The organism is Allobosea sp. CCNWLY174, assembly GCF_037120455.1.
GTDB classification, from domain to species: domain Bacteria; phylum Pseudomonadota; class Alphaproteobacteria; order Rhizobiales; family Beijerinckiaceae; genus Allobosea; species Allobosea lupini.
The window spans coordinates 691,050-712,835 of the sequence record NZ_JBBBBQ010000001.1; the positions used below are offsets into that span (position 1 = coordinate 691,050).

The 21,786-nt window shown below is 66.5% G+C and carries 20 protein-coding genes; 12 read left to right on the plus strand and 8 right to left on the minus strand.

Annotation, left to right across the window (positions count from 1 at the left end; translation table 11 throughout):
- Positions 1 to 50: 50 nt before the first annotated feature.
- Both V7S63_RS03305 and V7S63_RS03310 read left to right on the plus strand, forming a co-directional pair.
- A complete protein-coding gene (locus V7S63_RS03305; RefSeq protein WP_336529187.1) occupies positions 51 to 1,376 on the plus strand; it encodes an LLM class flavin-dependent oxidoreductase in 1,326 nt (441 codons plus the stop codon).
- A gap of 375 nt (positions 1,377 to 1,751) precedes the next feature.
- Positions 1,752 to 2,243 (plus strand): GAF domain-containing protein, encoded by a 492-nt coding sequence (locus tag V7S63_RS03310; RefSeq protein WP_091829746.1) that lies wholly within the window; start codon positions 1,752 to 1,754, stop codon positions 2,241 to 2,243.
- Positions 2,244 to 2,252: 9 nt separating this feature from the next.
- On the opposite strand, the gene V7S63_RS03315 is transcribed toward V7S63_RS03310, so the two are convergent.
- On the minus strand, positions 2,253 to 3,023 hold the full coding sequence (locus V7S63_RS03315) for a DeoR/GlpR family DNA-binding transcription regulator (RefSeq protein ID WP_091829748.1): 771 nt from the start codon (positions 3,021 to 3,023) through the stop codon (positions 2,253 to 2,255).
- A 288-nt stretch (positions 3,024 to 3,311) separates the two neighbouring features.
- Between V7S63_RS03315 and V7S63_RS03320 the strand changes: the two genes are divergently transcribed.
- The 5 genes from V7S63_RS03320 to V7S63_RS03340 all read left to right on the plus strand — a co-directional run bounded on the left by V7S63_RS03320 (position 3,312) and on the right by V7S63_RS03340 (position 9,158).
- A complete protein-coding gene (locus V7S63_RS03320; RefSeq protein WP_336529188.1) occupies positions 3,312 to 4,226 on the plus strand; it encodes a PfkB family carbohydrate kinase in 915 nt (304 codons plus the stop codon).
- Between the two features lie 190 nt (positions 4,227 to 4,416).
- Positions 4,417 to 5,823 (plus strand): hypothetical protein, encoded by a 1,407-nt coding sequence (locus V7S63_RS03325; RefSeq protein ID WP_336529189.1) that lies wholly within the window; start codon positions 4,417 to 4,419, stop codon positions 5,821 to 5,823.
- Between the two features lie 83 nt (positions 5,824 to 5,906).
- A complete protein-coding gene (locus V7S63_RS03330) occupies positions 5,907 to 7,187 on the plus strand; it encodes an ABC transporter substrate-binding protein (protein WP_336529190.1) in 1,281 nt (426 codons plus the stop codon).
- Between the two features lie 187 nt (positions 7,188 to 7,374).
- Positions 7,375 to 8,268, plus strand: a complete 894-nt coding sequence (locus V7S63_RS03335) for a carbohydrate ABC transporter permease (protein ID WP_100958961.1) — start codon at positions 7,375 to 7,377, stop codon at positions 8,266 to 8,268.
- On the plus strand, positions 8,265 to 9,158 hold the full coding sequence (locus tag V7S63_RS03340) for a carbohydrate ABC transporter permease (RefSeq protein ID WP_091829759.1): 894 nt from the start codon (positions 8,265 to 8,267) through the stop codon (positions 9,156 to 9,158). The genes V7S63_RS03335 and V7S63_RS03340 overlap by 4 nt, the downstream gene beginning before the upstream one ends.
- A gap of 130 nt (positions 9,159 to 9,288) precedes the next feature.
- Here V7S63_RS03340 and V7S63_RS03345 read toward each other — a convergent pair whose 3' ends face one another.
- Positions 9,289 to 9,768, minus strand: coding sequence for an Lrp/AsnC family transcriptional regulator (locus V7S63_RS03345; protein WP_336529191.1), 480 nt, complete (start codon positions 9,766 to 9,768; stop codon positions 9,289 to 9,291).
- A 117-nt stretch (positions 9,769 to 9,885) separates the two neighbouring features.
- Between V7S63_RS03345 and V7S63_RS03350 the strand changes: the two genes are divergently transcribed.
- Together V7S63_RS03350 and V7S63_RS03355 are read left to right on the plus strand one after the other, a co-directional pair.
- Positions 9,886 to 11,082 (plus strand): diaminopropionate ammonia-lyase, encoded by a 1,197-nt coding sequence (locus V7S63_RS03350; RefSeq protein WP_336529192.1) that lies wholly within the window; start codon positions 9,886 to 9,888, stop codon positions 11,080 to 11,082.
- Positions 11,083 to 11,093: 11 nt separating this feature from the next.
- On the plus strand, positions 11,094 to 11,711 hold the full coding sequence (locus tag V7S63_RS03355) for a glutathione S-transferase family protein (RefSeq protein ID WP_336529659.1): 618 nt from the start codon (positions 11,094 to 11,096) through the stop codon (positions 11,709 to 11,711).
- A gap of 3 nt (positions 11,712 to 11,714) precedes the next feature.
- On the opposite strand, the gene V7S63_RS03360 is transcribed toward V7S63_RS03355, so the two are convergent.
- Positions 11,715 to 12,344, minus strand: a complete 630-nt coding sequence (locus V7S63_RS03360) for an FMN-binding negative transcriptional regulator (protein WP_336529193.1) — start codon at positions 12,342 to 12,344, stop codon at positions 11,715 to 11,717.
- A gap of 50 nt (positions 12,345 to 12,394) precedes the next feature.
- Between V7S63_RS03360 and pdxR the strand changes: the two genes are divergently transcribed.
- Entirely contained in the window at positions 12,395 to 13,861 is a 1,467-nt protein-coding gene (gene pdxR, locus V7S63_RS03365) for a MocR-like pyridoxine biosynthesis transcription factor PdxR (protein WP_336529194.1), read from the plus strand.
- 3 nt (positions 13,862 to 13,864) lie between these two features.
- Here the strand turns inward: pdxR and V7S63_RS03370 are convergent, their stop codons facing one another.
- The 4 genes from V7S63_RS03370 to V7S63_RS03385 form a co-directional block, all read right to left on the minus strand.
- Entirely contained in the window at positions 13,865 to 14,665 is an 801-nt protein-coding gene (locus V7S63_RS03370; protein ID WP_336529195.1) for an aldolase, read from the minus strand.
- A 94-nt stretch (positions 14,666 to 14,759) separates the two neighbouring features.
- Positions 14,760 to 15,857 (minus strand): ABC transporter ATP-binding protein, encoded by a 1,098-nt coding sequence (locus V7S63_RS03375; RefSeq protein WP_336529196.1) that lies wholly within the window; start codon positions 15,855 to 15,857, stop codon positions 14,760 to 14,762.
- Between the two features lies 1 nt (position 15,858).
- On the minus strand, positions 15,859 to 17,574 hold the full coding sequence (locus V7S63_RS03380; RefSeq protein ID WP_336529197.1) for an ABC transporter permease: 1,716 nt from the start codon (positions 17,572 to 17,574) through the stop codon (positions 15,859 to 15,861).
- A 149-nt stretch (positions 17,575 to 17,723) separates the two neighbouring features.
- On the minus strand, positions 17,724 to 19,052 hold the full coding sequence (locus V7S63_RS03385) for an ABC transporter substrate-binding protein (RefSeq protein ID WP_336529198.1): 1,329 nt from the start codon (positions 19,050 to 19,052) through the stop codon (positions 17,724 to 17,726).
- Between the two features lie 159 nt (positions 19,053 to 19,211).
- On the opposite strand from V7S63_RS03385, the gene V7S63_RS03390 reads away from it, so the two are divergent.
- Together V7S63_RS03390 and V7S63_RS03395 are read left to right on the plus strand one after the other, a co-directional pair.
- Positions 19,212 to 19,856, plus strand: a complete 645-nt coding sequence (locus V7S63_RS03390; RefSeq protein ID WP_091829777.1) for a DUF47 domain-containing protein — start codon at positions 19,212 to 19,214, stop codon at positions 19,854 to 19,856.
- A 21-nt stretch (positions 19,857 to 19,877) separates the two neighbouring features.
- Positions 19,878 to 20,885, plus strand: coding sequence for an inorganic phosphate transporter (locus V7S63_RS03395; RefSeq protein WP_442896425.1), 1,008 nt, complete (start codon positions 19,878 to 19,880; stop codon positions 20,883 to 20,885).
- A 9-nt stretch (positions 20,886 to 20,894) separates the two neighbouring features.
- Here V7S63_RS03395 and V7S63_RS03400 read toward each other — a convergent pair whose 3' ends face one another.
- Positions 20,895 to 21,773 carry a TIGR01459 family HAD-type hydrolase gene (locus V7S63_RS03400; RefSeq protein ID WP_336529200.1) on the minus strand — a complete coding sequence of 293 codons (879 nt, stop codon included), beginning with the start codon at positions 21,771 to 21,773 and terminating at the stop codon, positions 20,895 to 20,897.
- Positions 21,774 to 21,786: the final 13 nt, after the last annotated feature.

Consider the following 21,786-nt stretch of genomic DNA (forward strand, 5'->3'; position numbering starts at 1 on the left):
ACTCAGGCATAGCTGAGCCTCCACTGAGCAACCGTCTGCCGAGGCCAGCCATGACGACTGCGCGCCAGCTTCATTTGGGGGCCTTCATGCGCCCCGTCAGCATCCATACCGGCGCCTGGCGCTATCCCGGCGCCTATCCCGATGCGAACTTCAATTTCGGTCACCTCAAGCGCTTCGCGCAAAAGCTGGAGGCCGGCAAGTTCGACGCCTTCTTCATGGCCGACCATCTCGCCGTGCTGAACATGCCGGTCGAGGCCCTGAAGCGCAGCCATACCGTGACCTCGTTCGAGCCGTTCACCCTGCTCTCGGCGCTCGCCGGCGCGACCGAGCGCATCGGGCTCGTCGCCACCGCCTCGACAACCTTCGACGCGCCCTATCACATCGCCCGACGCTTCGCCTCGCTCGACCATATCAGCGGTGGCCGCGCCGGCTGGAACATCGTCACCACCTCGAACCCGGACGCCGCGCCGAACTTCGGCCTCGACGCCGAGGTCGACCACGGCGAACGCTATGACCGGGCGCGCGAGTTCTACGATGTCGTCACCGGACTATGGGATTCCTTCGCCGACGACGCCTTCATCCGCGACCGCGAGAGTGGGCTTTATTTCGACCCGGATAAAATGCGGCGGCTCGATCACAAGGGCGAGCATCTCTCGGTGCGCGGGCCGCTCAACATCGCAAGACCACCGCAGGGCTGGCCGGTGATCGTCCAGGCCGGCGCCTCGGAACCCGGCCGCCAGCTCGCCGCCGAGACGGCCGAGGTCGTGTTCGCCGCGCATGGCACGCTCGCGGCGGGCCAGGCCTTCTATGCCGATGTGAAAGGCCGGATGGAGCAGGCCGGCCGCAATCCCGACCACCTGAAGATTCTGCCCGGCGTGCTGACCGTGGTCGGCGACAGTGTCGAGGAAGCGCGCGAGAAGCGGGCGCTGCTCGATTCCTTCGTGCACTATGACAGCGCCATCGCCTCGCTTTCGATCGCGCTCGGCCATGACGCGACCGGCTTCGATCCGGACGGCCCGCTTCCCGAGATTCCCGAGACCAACCACAGCAAGAGCGGCCGCGAGCGGACGATCGCGCTCGCCCGCCGCGAGAACCTGACCGTCCGCCAACTCGCCCAGCGCCTTGGCGGCTATGGCGGGCTCGCCTTCGTCGGCACGCCGAAGACGATCGCTGACGAGATGGAGCAATGGCTCACCGAGCGCGGCAGCGACGGCTTCAACGTGATGTTCCCCTATCTGCCGGAAGGGCTCGACGACTTCGTCGACAAGGTCGTGCCCGAATTGCAGCGACGCGGCCTGTTCCGCCGGGAGTATCAGGGGCCGACGCTGCGCGACCATCTCGGCCTGCCGCGGCCGGCCAACCGGCATTTCGCCTGAATATTCCCCGGGAGACCGCCGCCTGGGACAATTGCGCCTGCTGTCATCAAATCTTTGAACAGCCGTTTCATTGACCCGGCAGCGGCGATTGCGAATGATCTGAGTATCGAGCCGCAGCGATGCGAGCCGGTCGGGGGATTTGCCGGAGCAGCTTGCACCGCGTCACCAAAGCTAAAAGCGCCACGAGACTGTCGTGGGCTCCCAGTCAGGAGACGCATGATGGTCTACGTCCTCTATTTCGCTACACGGCAGCTGCGGCGCCTCTCTGCCTTCCTGCTCTGGACGCGCAGCTGCCCCCCACCCTCCGACCCGTCATAACCCTCGCAAAATCCGCGCGGGCGGCGCATATCCAGCCTCGACGGTACGGAGGCGACGATGTTCCAAGCGGCGACGATCTCGGCCAGCGACAAGCCGGGTTTCTACAGGGAGCTCGTCCAGCAGCTCCAAGGCCTGCTGCATGGCGAGCGCGACGCGATCGCCAACGCCGCCAACCTTTCGGCGCTGCTCTTCGACGCGATGCCGCGGCTGAACTGGGCCGGGTTCTACCTGATGCGCGGCGGCGAACTCGTGCTCGGCCCGTTCCAGGGCAAGCCGGCCTGCGTGCGTATCCCGGTCGGGCGCGGCGTTTGCGGCACGGCCGTTGCCAAGCGTGAATCCATTCTGGTCGAGGACGTCCATGCCTTCCCCGGCCATATCGCCTGCGACGCCGCTTCGCGCTCCGAGCTGGTCGTGCCGCTGATCCGCGATGGCGATGTCATCGGCGTGATCGATCTCGACAGTCCGGAGCCCGGCCGCTTCGACGCCGACGACCAGGCCGGCATCGAAGCGATCGCCAACATCTATCTCGAAGCCAGCGACCGCTTCTGATCGGGCCGCTCAGCTGGCTACGATCAATTCGCAGCGTGCGTCGCGGATCATCTGCGCCGTCGACGCTGCCGGCTGGCGGTCGGTCACCAGCGTCGAGATCTCGCTGAGATGCGCCAGGCGCGACATCGCCACCCGGCTGAACTTGGTGTGGTCGGCGAGCAGCACCGAGCGGCGGGCATTGCGCAGCATGGTGCGTCCGACCACCGCCTCGTCGTCGCGGTATTCGAGCAGGTTCCCGGCCGCATCGATGCCGCCGATGCTGGTCATGTGCAGGTCGCAGCGATAATTCTCGATGAAGGCGGCGGCGTGCATGCCGCCGCAGGCGCGGTTCGGCCCGAGCCAGTGCCCGCCGGTGATCAGGATCGAGATCTCCGGACATTTGTCGAGGATCGCCGCGGCTGCCGTGCTGTTGGTGACGACGCGCAGGCCGCGCGGGCGGCGCTCGGCGATCGCCTTGGCGAGCGCGTCCATCGTCGTGCCGGGCGTCATGAACAGCGAGGTGCCTGGCGTCACCAGCTCGGCGGCGGCCTGCGCCATCGCGGCCTTCTCGCCCGCCGTCTCGACGACGCGCAAGCCGTAGTCGGTGTTCGCCGTGGAGAGATTGGCGCTCGCTCCACCATGATGGCGGCGCAGCAGGCCGCGGTCGGCGAGGTCCTGCAGATCGCGCCGCACGGTCTGGGGTGTGACATTGAAGGCCGAGACGATCTCCTCGATCGCGACATAGCCGCGCTTGCCGAGGATATCGAGAATGTCGGCGTGACGTTTGCTCAGCGGTTCCATTGCAGGCCTGCCTCAGAGCCGAATCCGGGCCGGCTTCATAGCCCGATCGGCTGGAACTCTCTACGACCGCAGAGTCTCTACACGCAATGCGCGTTTGCGAAAATGGTGTTGCGAAAGTGAAAGCGTCGGGCATCATCACTTTCGCTGCGCAACCGGATCCTGCCAGCACGATAGAGAATGAGATCCGGCGGGACGAAACATGCTGACCACGCGGCCAGGAAGCCGGCGGATCCGCCGCCATGCCCACATCTCCCAATTGCTCGCCTTTGCCGGCACGGGATGGCGGGCATGAGCGGCCGCCTGATCGTCTGCGTCGGCAATCTCGTCCAGGACGAGGTCTTCGAGGTCGAGGCCCTGCCCTCGGCCGGCATCAAGACCGGCGTGCTCGGCTACACCGAGCGCTTCGGCGGACCGGCCGCGACTGCCGCGGTGGCGATCTGCCATCTCGGCGGGCAAGCCTCCTATTGGGGCCGTGTCGGCGCCGATGCCGCCGGCGAGACGGGCCTGCGGCTGTTGCGCGGCCACGGCGTCGACTGTAGCGGCGTCGCCATCCTGCCCGAAGGGCGCACGCTGCGAGCAATCGTCCTGGTCGACCGGCGCGGCGAGCGCAGCATCGTCTCGAACCGGCGCAGCCTGTCGCAGGATGCGAGCGTGCTGCCGCAGGATGGGCTCGATGAAGCAGGCGCCGTGCTGGCCGATACGCGCTGGCCGGGCGGCGCGGGAATCGTCCTCGATCGCGCCCATGCGGCCGGCATTCCCAGCGTACTCGACGTCGATGGCGGCACGCCGGAGGATAATCGCCGCCTGATCGCCAAGGCCGACCACATCGTCTTCTCGGCCGAGGGCCTGCGCGATTACGCCGGTAACGGCTCGGCCGAAGAGCTGTTGCGGCGTTGCGCCGATGGCTCGGACAAGGTCTTCGCCGTGACGCGCGGCAGCGCCGGCAGTCTCTGGCTGATCGGCGGCGAGTTCGTCGGTGTCCCCGCCTTCAAAGTCGCGGCGAAGGACACCACAGGTTGCGGCGACGTCTTCCACGGCGCCTATGCGCTTGGCCTCTGCGAGGGCCAAAGTCCTCTCGAGGCAGCGCGCCTCGCAGCCGCCGTCGCGGCGCTCAAGGCCGAGCGCGCCAATGGCTGGGACGGCATGCCCGATCGCGCTGCGGTTCGGGCCCTACTTGCGACCGGAGAGACCTATCCGAGCTGAGGCCCGCTTCGATTGCGCATTGCAACATGGCTTATGCTGCAATGCGCGAAAACGATAATATGACTTGCGATAACGAAAGCGCCGTGCATTCATTGCGAACGTGACGAGGCAGCGGCCCGACCAGCCTCGCCGGACGCCCGGACATCCGCCGGCGCCGTCCGTTTCGAAGCCGTTCTCGAAGGTATGACCCATGGCATGCGCCTCGCTCGCTGAACTGACCGATGACCTCAAGACGATCGGCGTCGACCTCGCCGGCTCTTCGCCCGACTTCAGCAAAAGCAAGCGCCCGCCGGATGCGATGATAGACCGCTGGGCCGAGACTGCGGCGCTGGCCGAGCCGGAGACGCGCGCCGTGGCGATCTGGGCGATCCGCGAGGCCGCCCATGCCGCCGGCATCGTGCCGGCCTCGATCCAGGAACTCTATCTCGCCTGCGCCGCCGGCAAATGGTCGGGCAAGACCGTGCCGGCGATGAACCTGCGCGGCTGGAGCTATCACACCTGCCGCGCCGTCTTCCGCGCCGGCCAGGAGCTCGATTCGAAGCTCTTCATCTTCGAGCAGGCGGTAGGCGAAGCGCTGTACGCCCAGCAGCCGCCGCTGGAATACGCCGCGGCGGTGCTGGCGGCGGCGCTGCGCGAGGGCCACGTCGGCCCGGTCTTCCTGCAGGCCGACCACGACCAGATCAACGCCAAGGCCTATCTCGCCGATCCGAAGGCGGAAGTTCGCAAGCTCGAGAACATCATGCGCGAGCAGATCGCGGCCGGTATGTACAGCATCGACATCGACGCCTCGACGGTGGTCGACCTGTCGCTGGCGACGGTCGAGGACCAGCAGCGCGTCAATGCCGAGCTGACCGCGCATTTCACCGAATTCGTGCGCGGCATCGAGCCGAAGGGCGTCTCGATCTCGCTCGGTGCCGAGATCGGCGAGGTCGGCCACGAGAATACGACGCCGGAAGAGCTACGCGCCTTCATGAAGGTCTATCTGGAGGAGATGGCCAAGCGTGGCGCCAAGCTGCCGATCGTCAGCAAGATCTCGATCAATTCCGGCACCTATCACGGCGGCAAGGTGCTGCCGGACGGCACGCTTGCCGAGGTCAACGTCGACTACGATCTGCTGAAGACGATCTCGACGATCTGCCGCCAAGAGTACAACATGGCCGGCGCGGTCCAGCATGGCGCCTCGACCCTGCCAGGCACGCAGCTCGCCAAGCTCCCGAAGGCGGAGGCGGTCGAAGTCCATCTCGCGCTCGGCTTCAACAACCTGATCTTCGACCACCCGGCCCTGCCGCAGGCGATCAAGGACCAGATCCGCGAGTACACCTTCGCCAATCACCTCTCGGAGAAGGGGGCGGGCGAGACGGATGCGCAGTTCTTCTACAACACCCGCAAGAAGTCCTGGAAGGTGATGAAGAAGCCGTTCTGGGAGATGCCGAAGGCGGCCGAGACCGCGATCATGGCTTCGCTGCAGGAGATGTTCCGCAACATGTTCACCTGGATGAACGTGGGCGGAACCAGCAGGCTGGTCGACGAGAACACCACGCTGGTCAAGGTCGCCCCGCCGGTACCCGAGGCTCTGCGCAAGGCGCGCGCGGCCTGAACTACTTCGTGACTACGGCGCGCCCGCAACGACGGGCGCGCCGCTCAAGCCCAAAAACGATAATCAACCGGGAGGAAACGCATATGGATCAGCATCGCAGGTCTTCCTTGCTGACGCTCGCGGCAATGGCGCTCGCCTCGGCGATCAGCCTGCCGACGCTCGCTCTCGCCCAGCAGAAAGAGGTTCGCTGGGGTCAGTGGAAGGGCACCGAGGTCGGCGAGAAGTTCATGGGTGAGCTCAAGGCCGCCTTCGAGAAGGACCATCCCGACATCAAGCTGACGCCGGTCGACTCGCCGTTCACCGGCTTCCATGACCGTGCCATCGTGCTGCACCAGGCCAAGAAGCTGCCGGACGTGCTGCTGGTCCAGGTCGACTGGGTCGCCGAGTTCGCCGATCTCGGCATGATCGAGCCGCTCGACGAGCGCATCGCCAAGGAGCCGAAGGAGTTCTTCTCGAACATCCCGGAGACCTTCCATGCGAAGTGGAAGGGCAAGCAGTACTACCTGCCGATCGAAAGCGGTGCGGTCGCGCTGTTCTGGAACACCGACCGCTTCAAGGAGGCCGGTCTCTCAGGGCCGCCGAAGACCTGGGACGAGTTCGCCGAGTACGCGCGCAAGCTGACCAACCCGGACAAGCGCCAGTTCGCGATCACCGGCACGCTCCAGGCCGAGCCGCCGACCAACATGACCTACGACATCTACCCGCTGCTGCTGCAGGGCGGCGCGACGCTGATGGACCCGGCGACCAACAAAGCCGTGTTCAACAGCCCCGAGGGCGTCGCCGCGATCGAGTGGTACATCGACCGAGTCAACAAGGACAAAGTCTCGGTGCCGGGCGTGCTGAGCAATGGCGAGAAGGAAAAGCGCGCCAACTTCGCCTCCGGCAATGTCGCGATGATGTTCGAGGGGCCGTGGGGCGTCGCCATCCAGAAGCAGCTCAACCCGAACCTGAACTACGACATCGCCCCGCTGCCGAAGGGCAAGAGCACCGGCACCATGGTGCGCGGCTCGCTCAATACCATCAGCAGCCAGGCGCAGGACAAGGACGCAGCCTGGACCTTCGTGAAGTGGCTCTCGGGACCTAAGGGAATCGAGATGTGGGCGAAGGGTTCGGGCGGCTTCCCCGCGCGCACCGACGTCGCCAACCAGGACTGGTTCAAGGAGCGCAAGCTCTTCCAGGCCTTCGTGACGCAGATGGCGCAGCCGAACGCGCAGTCGCCGTTCCTGTCCATGCCCAACGCCGTGCAGATGAACAAGGTGATGAGCACCGAGATCCAAAACGCCGTGCAGGGCAAGAAAACCGCCAAGCAGGCGCTGGATGACGCCGCGGCCGAGTGGAACAAGGTGCTCTCCGCGGCCAAGTGATCCCTCGGGATTCACTCTGTCAGTCGTCCCGGGCGACCGAAGGGAGACCCGGGACCCATGCCTGAGCCTTCGTCTGTGAGGCTCCGGAATGGATCCCGGATCGGCGCGGCTTCGCCGCTTGTCCGGGATGACCCCGATTTTCTGACAGGCCGGCTCTGAGCCGCGCTTCCGCAACGATCGGCGAGTCATGCTGCTGACGCTCAAACGCAAATACCGCGAGGAAGTCCTGGCCGCGTCCTTCCTGTGGCCGTCCCTTCTCATCCTCGTCGCGCTCCTGATCTACCCGCTGATCGACGTGGTCCGCCTGAGCCTCCACGACAGCAACCTCCAGCGCGAGGTCTGGGTCGGCTTCGGCAACTACATCGCGCTCGCCAACGACCCGCTGTTCTGGCGCGCCTTCTGGCAGACCGTCGTCTTCACCTTCTTCAGCGTCGTGCTGCATCTGGTGATCGGGCTCGGCCTGGCGCTCCTGCTCAACATGAACCTCGACCCGGCCTTTCGCACGCTCGCGCGCGGCCTGCTGATCGTGCCCTGGCTGCTGGCGCCGACCGTCGCCGGCATGATCTGGGTGCTGATGCTGCAGCCTTTCGGCGTATTCAACGGACTCCTCGCCTCGCTCGGCATCATCGACGCCAACTTCACCATCTCCTGGCTCGGCGATCCCTCGACGGCGCTGGGGTCGGTGACGGCGATGAACGTCTGGCGCGCCTTCCCCTTCTTCATGGTGATGCTGCTCGCCGGCCTGCAGGCGATCCCCAAGCAGCTCTACGAGGCCGCCGAGATCGACGGCGCCTCGCTGTTCCGGCAATTCTGGCACATCACTTTGCCGCAGCTGCGCGGCGTCATCACCACGATCGTGCTGCTCGACTCGATCTGGACGTTCCGCGCCTTCGACCCGGTCTATGTGATGACCGGCGGTGGCCCGGCGCACAGCTCGGAAGTGCTGGCGACGGCGATCTATTTCGACGGCTTCCAGAAGCTGAAGTTCGGCTACGCCTCGGCCGAGGCCGTGGTCATGTTCATCGTGCTCTTCATCGTGAGCGCCATCTATGTCCGCCGAACCATGAGCAATCAGCAATGACCGTCGCCCAGTATGGCGCTGTCGCGCATACACGTCCCTATCTCGGCAAGATCGGCATTCGCGGGCGCGAGCGCCTGATCAATGCCGCCTCCTATCTCCTCCTGCTGATCGCGATCGCGATCGTGTTCTTCCCGCTCGCCTGGATGCTGACGGTCTCGGTCAGGCCGAACATCGAGGTGATGCGGATGCCACCGACATGGCTGCCGCAGGTGTTCACGCTTGAGGGCTACCGCAAGATCTTCGCGAGCCCGCGCTATCTCCTCGTCTTCGCCAATACGATGATGGTCTCGCTGGTGGTGACCGCGCTCTCGCTCCTCCTCGGCGCGATGGCGGCCTATGCGCTGGCGCGCTTCAAGTTCGCCGGCCAGCGGGCGGTGCTGATGTTCCTGATCACCACGCAGATGTTCCCGCTGGTGCTGCTCTGCATCCCCTATTTCCGGATCTTCATCACGCTCGGGCTCTACGACACCCGGACCTCGCTGATCGTGGTCTACCTGACCTTTACCTTGCCCTTCTGCATCCTGATGCTGCGCAGCTACTTCATCAACATCCCGCGCGACATCGAGGAAGCGGCGATGGTCGACGGCTGCTCGCGCCTGGGCGCGATCTTCCGGACGCTGGTGCCGATGTCCTATCCCGCCTTCATCGGCGCCGGGCTCTACACCTTCCTGCTCGCCTGGAACGAGTTCCTGTTCGCGGTGGTGCTGATCGAATCCTGGGAAAACCGGGTGCTGACCATGGCGATCTACAGCCTGATGGCCGAGTTCGTCACCGACTGGAACACGATGATGGCCTTCTCGGTGCTGGCGAGCCTGCCCCTGGTGATGGCTTTCATCTTCCTGCAGAAGTTCATGGTCCAGGGCATGACGGCCGGCGCGCTGACGTCGTAGCGCGGGCTCACCGCTGCTCCATCTCGTCATGCTCGCCCTTGTGGCGAGCATCCATGTCTTGAACACCGCATTGCTTGAGCGAAGACGTGAATGGCCGGGACAAGCCCGACCATACGGGAGAGGCAGCGTCTTACCCCGCCGGCACAGTCAGCCCTGTCTTGACCCGGTCCATCGCGACGAAGGTCCGGAACTTGCGGATGTTGGCGTCGGCAAAGAACAGCCGGCGCGTCAGCGCCTCATAGGCTGCCATGCTCGGCACCAGCACGACCAGCATGAAATCGACCTCGCCGGTGACGTAGTAGCATTGCTGCACCTCCGGCGCGGCGAGGAAGGCGCGCTTGGCGGCGTCGATGTCCTTCGCCGTCTCGCTGACCAATTCGACCTCGACGAAGAGCGTGATCGGGTGGCCGAGCGCCGCCGGCTCGACGATCGCGACATTGGCGGTGATGACGCCGTCCTTCTCCATCCGCCGGATGCGGCGCTGTACGGCCGGCGCCGACAAGTTGACCTTTTCGCCGATCACCCGCTGCGGCGTCGTGTTGTCCCGTTGCAGGATGACGAGGATCGCCCGGTCGAAGGCATCGAGGGCGGAAGCGGATGGTTCGCTCAAGCGAAGCTCCAGGGGCAGTATTCGTGAAACAAACTTGCAAGGCTGGCGGCTGATTGCAGCGCCTTTTTCGCGACGCTTGCAATATCTCTTCACCTGGTCATCTCAATGAGGCAAGCCGTGCTCCTGCTCAACCAGCTCCCGGACTTCCACCAGCCGCTCCACCCGGTCGATGCGCAGACGCTCGGCTCAAGCGGAGCCGACGCCATCGAGCGGCATCTTGCCGGGCGGGCCGAGCATGTGCCGACACCGCTGCGCGCCCTACCAAGCCTGGCCGCGGAGCTCGGCATCGGGGCGCTGCATCTCAAGGACGAAGGCCAGCGGCTCGGTCTCGGCAGCTTCAAGGCACTCGGCGGCGCCTATGCCGTCACGCGCCTGGTGCTGGAGGCGGCAGCTGAGCGGCTCGGACGAACGCTCGACGAAACTGACCTGACCTCGCCGGAGGTTCGCGCGATCGCATCCGAAATGACCTTCGCCTGCGCCACCGACGGCAATCACGGCCGCTCGGTCGCGCAGGGCGCGCAGCTCGTCGGTGCGCGCTCGGTGATCTTCATGCATGGCGGCGTCAGCGAGCCCCGCGCCGCGGCGATCGCCCGCTTTGGCGCTGAGATCGTGCGCGTCCCCGGCACCTATGACGATTCCATCGTCGAGGCCGCGCGCGTCGCCAATGAGAACAGCTGGACCACCGTCTCCGACACCTCCTGGGACGGCTATGAGCGCATCCCCGGCCTCGTCATGCAGGGCTATACCGCCATCATCCGCGAGGCGCTGCGGCAGCTGCCGGAGCCGCCGACCCATGTCTTCGTCCAGGCCGGCGTCGGCGGCATCGCGGCGGCAATCGCGGCGCAGCTTGCGCTGGAGTTTGGCGAGAAGCGGCCGGTCTTCACTGTGGTCGACCCGGCTCGCGCCGCCTGCCTGTTCGAGAGCGCCCGCGCCGGGCGACCGACCAAGATCGCCCATGGCGAGCCGACAGTGATGGCAATGCTGGAATGCTACGATCCCTCGCCTTTGGCCTGGCGCGTGCTATCGCGCGTCGCCGATGCCTTCATGACGGTCGAGGACGAGGTCGCGGTCGAAGCAATGAACCGGCTGGCGCGCCCGGCCGGCAGCGACCCGGCCATCGTCGCCGGCGAGAGCGGCGCGGCGGGCTTTGCCGGTCTGCTCGCAGCCCTGCGCGATCCGCAGGCGCGTGCGGCGCTGAAGCTCGATGCCACCTCGCGCGCCTTCGCCGTCGTCACCGAGGGCGCGACCGATCCGGAGCGCTACGCCGAGTTGGTCGGATTGACGCCGGCCGAGGTCGCCGGAAAGACCGCATGATGTCGGACAAGCTGACTTTGCTCTACCAGAGCCATTCACCCTATGCCCGCAAGGTGCTGGTCTGCGCCCATGAGCTCGGATTGGTCGACCGTCTCGATGTCGTCCACCATGAGACCAGTCCGACCAATCGCAACGACGCCGTGTTCGCGCAGAACCCGCTCGGCAAGGTGCCGGTGCTGCTGACGCCCGATGCCGGCGCGCTCTTCGATTCCGTGGTGATCTGCGATTATCTCGACCGGCTCGCCGGCCAGGGCTCGCTGATCCCGTATGACGCGCCGGCGCGCTATGAAGCGCTGCGGCTGCAAGCGCTGGCGCAGGGCCTGTGCGATGCCGGCATCGCGGTGCGCTGGGAGACCGAGCGCCGGCCGAAGGCGCTGCGCTATCCGCCGCTCGCCGAAGGGCAGACGACCAAGCTGCTCGAAGCCTATGACTATCTCGAAGCGCAGGCCGATCTCGACGGGCCGGTCACGGTCGGTCAGATCGGGCTGGCGACCGCCCTCGCCTGGCTGAGTTTCCGGCGCCTGCCCCATTTCCACGCGCGGGCGCCAAGGCTCACCGGCTGGTATAACCGCTTCAACCAGCGCCCGTCGATGCGCGCCACGCCCTATGAGGGCGAGACGCACGACTGAGCCTCAGCTCTCGATCGGCACCATCGCGGCAACAGCCAAGTCGCCAGGACGCTCGCTCTGGGCCAATCCCTCGGCGACGCCGACGCGATCTGCCAGCGGGCGGTTCTGGCTCATCTTGCGCTTGCCTTCGAGCCTCGTGATCGGGATCCGCAGGCCGACGATGCCGCGCAGCTGCGCCTTCACGAACTCGGGCGGCGCATCATCGACCGTCCACGGCTGCGCCCGCGTGCCCTCATGCAGATTGGTCAGGCGCGTCACCGCATCGAGCAGACGCTCGGGGTCGTCGAAGAACTCGGCCGGGCCATAGGCGTGGACCGCCTGGTAGTTCCAGGTCGGGACGACCTTGCCGGTCTCGCGCTTGGTCTCGTACCAGGACGGCGTGACATAGGCGTCGGGCCCGTTGAACAGCACCATAGCCTCGCCGATCGCCGCGGCCTTCCATTGCGGATTGGCGCGGGCGAGATGGCCGTGGAGCACGCCGAACTCGCCCTCCTCCTCCGCCAGGATCAGCGGCAGCGGTGTCGCGAGCAGCCCCTCGGCCGTAGCGGTCACGAGCGTGGCCAGACGGCAGGCACGCATCATAGCATGGATCTCGGCGCGGTCGTCGACGCGGAAGGCCGGCGGCGTGTACATGAAACAGGTCTCCTTGCGGTCGCCGTCGTCATGCCGCTAATCTGGCCTGCATGAAACGACCAGTTTTAAGCATTCCTACTGGACCAGTCGACAGCGAGATCGGTGCCCAACGCCGGGTCATCGCGGCGATCAAGCGCGAGATCGCGGCCGGTGTCCATGCGCCTGGCTCGCGCCTGCCATCGACGCGGGCGCTCGCCGCCGAATGGGGCCTGTCGCGCACCACGGTCACAGCCGCCTTCGAGCAATTGGCCGCCGAGGGCTATCTCGAGACGCGGCCGGGCGCGCGGGCTCGGGTCGCGGTGGGGCTGGCACAGGTGGAGGCGGCAGAGGTAGACACTCCCGAATCTCGCACGACCAAACTTTCCGCCTATGGCCGGCGGCTGGCATCCGCCGCGCCGATCCCATGGAACCCTCAGCCTTTCGCGCTCGATTTCCGCTATGGCGAGCTCGCCGGCGGCGATTTCCCGACATTGGCCTGGCGACGGGCTCTGACGAAAGCCGTAACCAGGCGACCTGCCCGGCTGCGCTATGGCGATCCGCGCGGCTTGCCGGAATTGCGGACCGCCTTGCAGGGCTATCTCTGGCGCGGCCGCGGCCTGCGCTGCGATATCGACGACATCCTCGTCGTCAACGGCTCGCAGCAGGGCTTTGATCTGTGCACGCGCCTGCTGCTCGATCCCGGTGACCGCGTCGTGATCGAGGACCCCGGCTACAATCTGGCGCGCCAGGCCTTCCTGACGGCGGGCGCCGAGCTTGCGCCGCAACCGGTCGATCGCGAGGGCATGCAGACCGCGACACTGCAGCCGGCACGGCTCGCCTTCGTCACGCCGTCCCATCAGCTCCCGCTCGGCAGCATCCTGTCGGCGCCGCGTCGGCAGGAACTGCTCGCCTGGGCGGCACGCCATGGTGCCTTTATCATCGAGGACGATTACGACGCCGAATACCGCCACGGCGTCGGCCCGGTGCCGCCCTTGCGCTCGCTCGACCAGGCCGGCAGCGTCATCTATCTCGGCACGGTGTCGAAGACGCTCTCGCCGACCTTGCGGCTCGGCTATCTCGTCCTGCCGCCGGCGCTGCGCGAGGTCTTTGCCAGGGCCAAGCGCATGGTCGACCGGCATACGCCCGAACTCGAACAGGCCGCCCTGGCCGAGCTGATCGAAAGCGGTGCCTATGAGCGGCATGTCCGTCGCATCCGGCGCCGCAATGGCGAGCGACGAGCCGCCCTGCTGAAAGTGCTGCGCGAGCGGCTGGGCGAGCGCGTCAGCATCGTCGGCACCGATGCGGGCCTCCATGTCCTCGCCTGGATCAACGGGCTGCCGCAAACGCGCGAGGCCGAGCTGACGGAGCGGGCAGCAGCGGCCTCGCTCGGGCTCTATGGCGTCAGCGGGCTTTATGACCGGCCGGACGATCCTGAGCGCCGCGCCGGCCTCGTCATCGGTTATGCGGCGCTCGACGAGGCGCAGATCGCCGCAGGCATCGCGCGATTGGACGGGCTGCTGCGCGAACTCGGTGCGTAGACCTCAATCCAGGTACACCGGCTCCTCGGCGTCGAGCTGGCGGCGGATCGAGGCCAGATGCAGCCGCGCCGATTCCGGATCGCCTTCGCGCATCTGCTGGTAAGCCGCTTCGGCGATCTCGGGTTTGACCGGCAGCACCTGGCGCCCGGTCGAAAGCGCGAGCGCCTGCACCTCGCAGGCGCGCTCGAGATAATAGAGATCGTCCCAGGCCTCGGCGATGGTCGGGCCGAGCACCATGACGCCATGGTGCTTCATGAAGACGATGTCGGCGTCGCCGACCGCGCCGGCGATGCGGTCACCCTCGCGCTCGTCGAGGGCAAGGCCGTTATAGTCGCGATCGACCGCGGTGCGGCCGTAGAACTTCAGCGCGGTCTGGCCGGCGAAGATCAGCGGATCGCCCTCGGTCATCGAGAGCGCCGTCGCATAGGGCATGTGGGTGTGGAAGGCGACGCGGGCGCGCGGCAGGTTCTTGTGGATGCGGGCATGGATGTAGAAGGCGGTCGCCTCGGGCTGGCCCTCGCCGGCGACGACATTGCCGTGGAAATCGCAGATCAGCAGTTTTGATGCGGTGAGCTCACGGAAGGCCCAGCCATAGGGATTGACGATGAAGAGGTCGTCATAGCCCGGCACCAGCGCCGAGAAATGGTTGCAGATGCCTTCCTCGAAGCCATAGCGCGCCGCCATGCGGAAGCAGGCGGCGAGATCGCGCCTGGCCTCCCAGATTGCATCGGAGTCGAGGTTCGGCTGGTTCGGGCCGGCGGAAGCGGTCGCCGGCGTCGCGCCGGGCTTGAGTGAGTGTGCCATGACGCCAGTCTAGGGCTGCTCTGGAACGAGGCAAGCGAGCTGCCCTGCGCCTGGTGAAGACACCTGTGCTGATGCCCGCATGGCGGCGGCCTCCTCAGGCAGAGAGCCAGTGAAGCGACCCCGGGGCGAGCTTCAAGCTGGCTTCGCTACCGACCTCGAACAGCTCGCGCCCGGACTGGAACGGCATGTCGACCGCCACCTCGGCAGACCCGATCCGGGCGCCATAGCGGACGCTCGCACCGAGGAACTCGCGGTTGGCGATGACGCAGGGCAAGGATAGCGCGCCCTCCTTCGAGCCCGCCGGCTCGACGAGGCTGGCATGCTGCGGGCGAAAGACCAGCGCAGCGCCATCGGGAACGGCGGCCCCGTCGCCGATCGGGAACTTCACGCCGCCCTCGATCTCGAAGCTGCGCTCCGCGCCGCTGCCGACGACACGCCCCTTCAGGATATTGGCCGTGCCGAGGAAGCCGGCGACGAAGAGGTTGGCGGGACGCTCATAGAGCTCCATCGGCGTGCCGACCTGCTGGACGATGCCGTCGTTCATCACGGCGATGCGGTCGCAGATGGAATTCGCCTCCTCCTGGTCATGGGTGACGAAGATTGTGGTCAGGCCGAGCCGCTGCTGCAGGTCGCGCAACTCGCGCCGGACCTGCACGCGCATCTTGGCGTCGAGATTGGAGAGCGGCTCGTCGAGCAAGAGCACCTTGGGCTCGACCGCGACCGTTCGCGCCACCGCGACACGCTGCTGCTGGCCGCCGGAGAGCTGCGAGGGCCGGCGCTCGGCGAGATGGCCGAGCCCGACAAGCCCGAGCGCCGCCTCGACCCGCCGCTCGATCTCGGCGCGCTTCACGCCACGCTCCTCAAGGCCGAAAGCGACGTTGCGGCGCACGCTCATATGCGGCCAGAGCGCATAGGACTGGAAGACCATGCCGACATCGCGTTTCCACGGCGGCAGGCCGGAAATGTCCTGCCCGCCGATGGCGACGCGACCGGTGTCAGCGTGATTGAAGCCGGCGATCAGGCGGAGCAGCGTGGTCTTGCCGCAGCCGGAGGGGCCGAGAAAGGCGAAGAACTCGCCGGGCTCGATCGAAAGGTTCACGTCCTTCAGCACATGGTTGTCGCCATAGGACAGGTTGACGCCCTCGATCGCGACCGAGACGGCCGGCGTGGTCAGGGAGACGTTTGCGTTCATGTCAGTGGCCCATTCCCTTGGCCTTCTGGCTGCGTTCGACGATGAGGTGCGACAGGAAAGTGCAGGCCGCGACGAGCACGACCGCGACGACGCCGAGCGCCGCGCCAGGGCCCCGCCCGGCGGCCGACTGCATGAAGACGTAGAGCCCATAGGCCAGCGGCGCATCGGAATTGGATTGCACCAGCATCAAGGTCGCGGAGAGCTCGACCGCCGCCGTCGCGAACGAGGTGACGAAGCCGGCGAGGATGCCGCCGGTCATCAGCGGCACGACGATGCGGCGCACCGTGCGGGCCTTGGTGGCGCCGAGGTTCTCGGCCGCCTCCTCCAGCGAGACCGAGATCTGCTGCAGCGCGGCATGGCAGGCCCGCAACGCATAGGGCAGGCGCCGGATCGCCAGCGCCATGACGATGGTGATCCAGAGCGCCGCAAGCGGCGTGCCGTCCGGCAGGGTGATGCCGTAGAAGGTCCTGAGATAACCGATGCCGAGCACGACTCCGGGGATGGCGAGCGCCGCCGTGGCCATCCAGTCGAGCCATTCGCGGCCGACGAGCTTCGTGCGCAGCACGAGATAGGCGATGGCCACGCCAAGCACGACATCGATGCCGCCGGCGATGGCGGCATAGATCAGGGTGTTCTTGATATAGAGCGAGCTCTCGCCGAAGACGCGGCCGTAATGGGCGATCGTGTAGGCGTCCGGCAGCGGCGAGAACGACCAGATCGTCGCAAAGGAGAGCAGCAGCAGCGCCAGATGCGGCGCCAGCACCAGCGCCAGGATCAGGATGACGACGCCATAGCCGAGCACTGCCTCGTGCGGGCGCATCACCCGCCGGGCGAGCCCGCCGCCGCCGCGCTGGGTCGTGGCGTAGTCACGGCCTTTCAGCGCCAGCGCCGAGAGCCACATCGCCAGCACCGAGGCGACGATCAGCACGACCGAAATGACGTAGCCCATCGGGTCGGCGATGCCGATCGAGGCCACCCGCAGATAGGCCTGCGGCGCCAGCATGTCCTTGACGTTGAGCAGGAGCGGCGTCGCCAGATCGTCGAAGACCTTGACGAAGACCAGCGAGGCCCCGGCGAGATAGCCCGGCAGCGCCAGCGGGAAGACGATGCGCCGGAACAGACGGAATCCGGAGGAGCCGAGGTTCTGCGCGGCCTCCTCCATGGCGCGGTCGATATTGCGCAGCGCCGCCGAGAGATTGATCAGGATGAACGGAAAATAATGGACCGACTGGACGAAGATGACGCCGTTCAGCCCCTCCATGAAGTCGATCTTGAAGCCGAGCCAGTCGTCGAGCAGCAGGTTTATCGAGCCGTTGCGGCCGAAGAAGAGCTGCATCGCCACGGCGCCGACGAAGGGCGGCATGATCAGCGGCAGGAACCCGAGCGTCTGGACGATCGCAGCGCCGCGAAAGGCGAAGCGCGTGGTGAGATAGGCCAGCGGCAGCGCCAGCACCGAGGCCCAGACCACCGACATCGCAGAGACATAGAAGGAGTTCCACAAGGAGCGCATGAACAGCTCGGTGCGGACGAAATCGTAGAAATTGACCAGCGTGAAGGTCGAGGTGCCCTTCTCGGTAAAGGCGACATAGATCACCGTCGCCACCGGCAACACCAGGAAGACGAGCAGGAAGGCCGCGATGGCGAGCGCCAGCGCGATCTGGCCGGGCGTGGCGGCGAGCGCGCGGGCACGGGTCGGGGTCGTGGGGACGGCGGTCATAGGCTCTAGGCTCGCAGGGTCATATCGATCGAGCTCTTCCGTCATGGTCGGGCTTGTCCCGACCATCCACGTCTTCGCCCGACTGATCGAATGCCGTGTTCAAGACGTGGATGCTCGCCACAAGGGCGAGCATGACGGTGTGAGGCTGATCATTTCGCCGCCTTCAGCGCCTCCTCGGCCTTGGCCTTCGCCTTGGCGTAGTTGTCGCGGGCGAAGCTGGCCCATTGCGCCTCGACCTCGGCCTGGCGCGCGCCCTTCTCCTTGCCGCCGGTGAAAGCGCCGCGCAGCTCGGGGCTCGCGGCTTGTGCTTCCGTCACCGGCAGGGCGGCGATCAGGTTGCGCGCTTCGTCGGCGAGTGCCTTGGCCTGGGCGTTCGGCTTCTTGGCGAGCGCGGCGTCGACCTCGTGCAGCGTCTTGGTGACGCCCTTCAGTGCATCGAGCTGGAACGAGATCAGCTGGTCGAACAGCGTGTCGACCACGGCGGTGCGGGCTTCCGACTTGTCGACGTCGAAGCCGATCATCTTCTGGAAGCGCGGATCGGTGAAGGGGTTGGGATAGTCGGCGCCGGCCTTGGCATAGACCGCCGGATTGACCGGCAGGCGGCGGATGCCGGGCTCGAGCAGCACCTCCTGCCCGGTGGGCGAGAGCAGGAACTCGATGAAGGCCTCGGCCGCCGCCTTGTTCGGCGGATTGGCGATGATGCCGACATTGGCCGGCACGACGGTGGTCACGGTCGGGTAGACGAACTTGACCGGGAAGCCGGAGGCCTGCGCCGAGAAGGCGAAGAAGTCGATGACGATGCCGACGCCGACCTGCCCGGAGTTGACCGCCTCCGGCACGCCGAAGGAACGTTCGGTGATCGAATGGAAATTGCCGGACATCTCCTTGAGCGTCCGCCAGCCCTTGTCCCAGCCCTCGCCCTGCAGGATGGTCTCGACGGTCAGATGCGTCGTGCCCGAGCGTGCGGGCGAGGCGATCGAGACGTGGCCGTAGAAGGCCGGCTTGGCGAGATCCTGCCAATCCTTGGGCTCGGGCAGCTTGTTGGCCTTGGCGTAGCGCTCGTTCCACATGATGCCGTAGCCGGACGCCGCGAAGCCGAAATAGAAGCCGGCGGGATCGTTGATCGGATAGGAGCCGATCTTCTCGGGGATGCCGGACGCCTTAGGCTTGTAGGCGGTCAGCAGCTGCTTGCCCTTCAGAACCTCGAACGCGTCGGGCGCCGAGGCCCAGAACAGGTCGACCTGGTTGTTGGCCTTGGTCTCCTCGACATATTTCACGCCGGCATTGGTGTTGCGGTTCTGGACTTCGAGCGTGACGCCCGGCACGGCCTTCTCGAAGGCCTTCTTGATCGGGTCCGTGACGTCCTTCGAGAACGAGGTCACCACCGTGACCTTGCCCGCCGGCGCCTGCGCGTGAACGGCAGAGGCTGCCAGGGCCAGTCCGAGCGCCGAGACGAGCGCGATCCTGCGAGTGAACATTCTGATCCTCCCTATCGTTTTCCGTGTCCGCCGGCGTCGAGGCCAACGGTGGCAAAGCGGGAATCCGGATTGCCGTTGTCGCAAAACTGTCACAAAAGGCGCAGGCATGTCATCCCGCTCTTTGCCGCGGGCAGACTAAGTTGGCGAGAGGCCGTTCCGATGCTGGGCTGGTTCCAAAAGCTGTTGCCGAAGGAAGACAAGTTCTTCGTGCTGTTCGAGCGTCATGCGCAGACGCTGCAGGCCGGCGCGGCAGCTCTGGACGGCGTCCTTAGCGGAACGACAGCGATCGCGGCCGGCTGCGCCGAGATCTTCGCCGAGGAGAACCGCGCCGATACGATCGCCGGCGAGGTCATGCTCGAGGTCGGTCGCACCTTCATCACGCCCTTCGACCGCGGCGACATCGAGGAACTGATCGGCTCGATGGACGACGCCATCGACCAGATGCAGAAGACGGCCAAGGCGATCCAGCTCTTCGAGGTCGAGCGCTTCGAGCCGAGCATGCAGGAACTCGGCAAGACCATCGTCACCGCCTCGCACAAGGTCGGCGAACTCCTGCCGATGCTGCGCGACATCAAGAAGCACGCCGTCGGCATCGGGGCGCTCGCCAAGGAGATCGGCGCGATCGAGGAGCACTCCGACCGGCTCTACGACCAGGGCCTGAAGGAGCTGTTCAAGGCCCATCGCGGCAGCGACGCCATGGGCTTCATCGTCGGCGCCGAGATCTACGACCACCTCGAAAAGGTGGTCGACCGTTTCGAGGACGTCGCCAAGCGCGTCAGCCGCATCGTGCTCGAACACCTCTGAAAGGCGCACCGCGCCGTGGACATCGCCAGCCTCGCCCCTGCCCTCATCTTCCTGATCGCCGTCGCGCTGCTGTTCGATTTCCTGAACGGCCTGCACGACGCCGCCAACTCGATCGCGACAATCGTCTCGACGAGGGTGCTGGCGCCGCAATGGGCGGTGTTCTGGGCCGCCTTCTTCAACTTCATCGCCTTCCTGTTCTTCGGCCTGCATGTCGCCCAGACGGTCGGCTCCGGCATCATCCAGGCGACGATCGTCGACGACCGGGTGGTCTTCGGCGCGCTGACCGGCGCGATCGTCTGGAACGTGGTGACCTGGATCGCCGGCATCCCGTCGAGTTCCTCGCATGCGCTGATCGGCGGGCTGGTCGGCGCCGGCCTGTCGAAGGTCGGCTTGTCGTCGATCGTCTGGTGGGGGCTCGGCAAGACCTTCCTCGCGATCTTCATGTCGCCGGCGATCGGCTTCGCGCTTGCGCTGCTCCTGGTGCTGATCGTCTCCTGGACCTTCCTGCGAGTGGCGCCCATCAAGGTCGATTCGACCTTCCGCCTGCTGCAATTCGTCTCGGCCTCGCTCTACTCGCTCGGGCACGGCGCCAACGATGCGCAGAAGACGATGGGCATCATCGCCGTACTGCTGTTCTCGCACGGCATGATGGGCGACACCTTCTCGGTGCCGTTCTGGGTCGTGATCTCCTGCCAGGCGGCGATGGCGCTCGGCACGCTCTGCGGCGGCTGGCGCATCGTCCACACCATGGGCTCGAAGATCACCCGTCTCTCGCCGCAGCAGGGCTTCTGCGCCGAGACCGGCGGCGCGATCACCCTGTTCATGGCGACCTATCTCGGCGTCCCCGTCTCGACCACGCACACCATCACCGGTGCGATCATCGGCGTCGGCGCCGCGCGGCGGGTCACGGCGGTGCGCTGGGGCGTCGCCCGCGGCATCGTCTTCGCCTGGATCGTCACCATGCCGGCGGCGGGCCTGATCTCGGCACTGGCCTATTTCCTGTCAGGCTTCTTCCTGACCGGGCGTTGAGCCAAAGCGTCAGCCAAGCAGCGGCAGCGCATAGGTCGGGCTTCGCCCCGCACGAGCGAAGAGCGCAAGACAGCTCGCCGGATTCATCGCCGCGCCATCCCAAACGATCTCGCCGCGATGGATGCCGCCGCCGATGAAGACACTGTCGATGCCGGCGCCTTGCGCACCGGCGATGTCGTGCTCCAGCGAATCGCCGATCGCCACGACGCGCCCGCGGTCGAGCCCGAGCTTCGCCAGGCAGGTGCGATAGATGCGCGGCTCAGGCTTGCCGTGATAGCGCACGATACCGCCGAGTTGCTCATAGGCGCGCGCGACGAGGCCCGGCGCCTCCTGCAGGCCGCCATCGGGGCTAGCGCGATGCAGGTCCGGATTGGCGCAGACCATGGGCAGGCGCCGCGCGCTGGCCGCTTCGAGCAAGCTCATCCAGCCGGCGACCGATTGCCGGGGCGGGTCCATCGTCATCAGAAGGATGAAGTCGGCCAGGGCGACGTCATCGACCAGGTCGAGGCCGAGCCCTTGCGCCAGATGCGCCTCGCCCTCGCGTGCCAGCAACAGGCAGCGCCGGCCGAGCGCGCGATGGAATGGTTCGTCGCGCGCCGCTAATGCATCGCGGGCGTCGTCCCCGGCCGAGACGACCTCGTCATAAAGCTCGCCTGCAAAGCCGAATTTCGCCAGCTGCGTGGCATTCTCGGCGCCACGGCGCCCGGAATTCGAGAGGATGATCACGCGCTTGCTCGCCCGGCGCAGCATCTCCAGCGCGGCGACGGCACCCGAATACGGCCGGATACCGTCATGCAACACGCCCCATTGGTCGAGCAGGAAGCCGTCATAGCGCGGCATCAACGCCGCGAGATCGTCCGGGAAGGTTGTAGAAGAAAGACTCTGCATCGTCAGGGTTGGT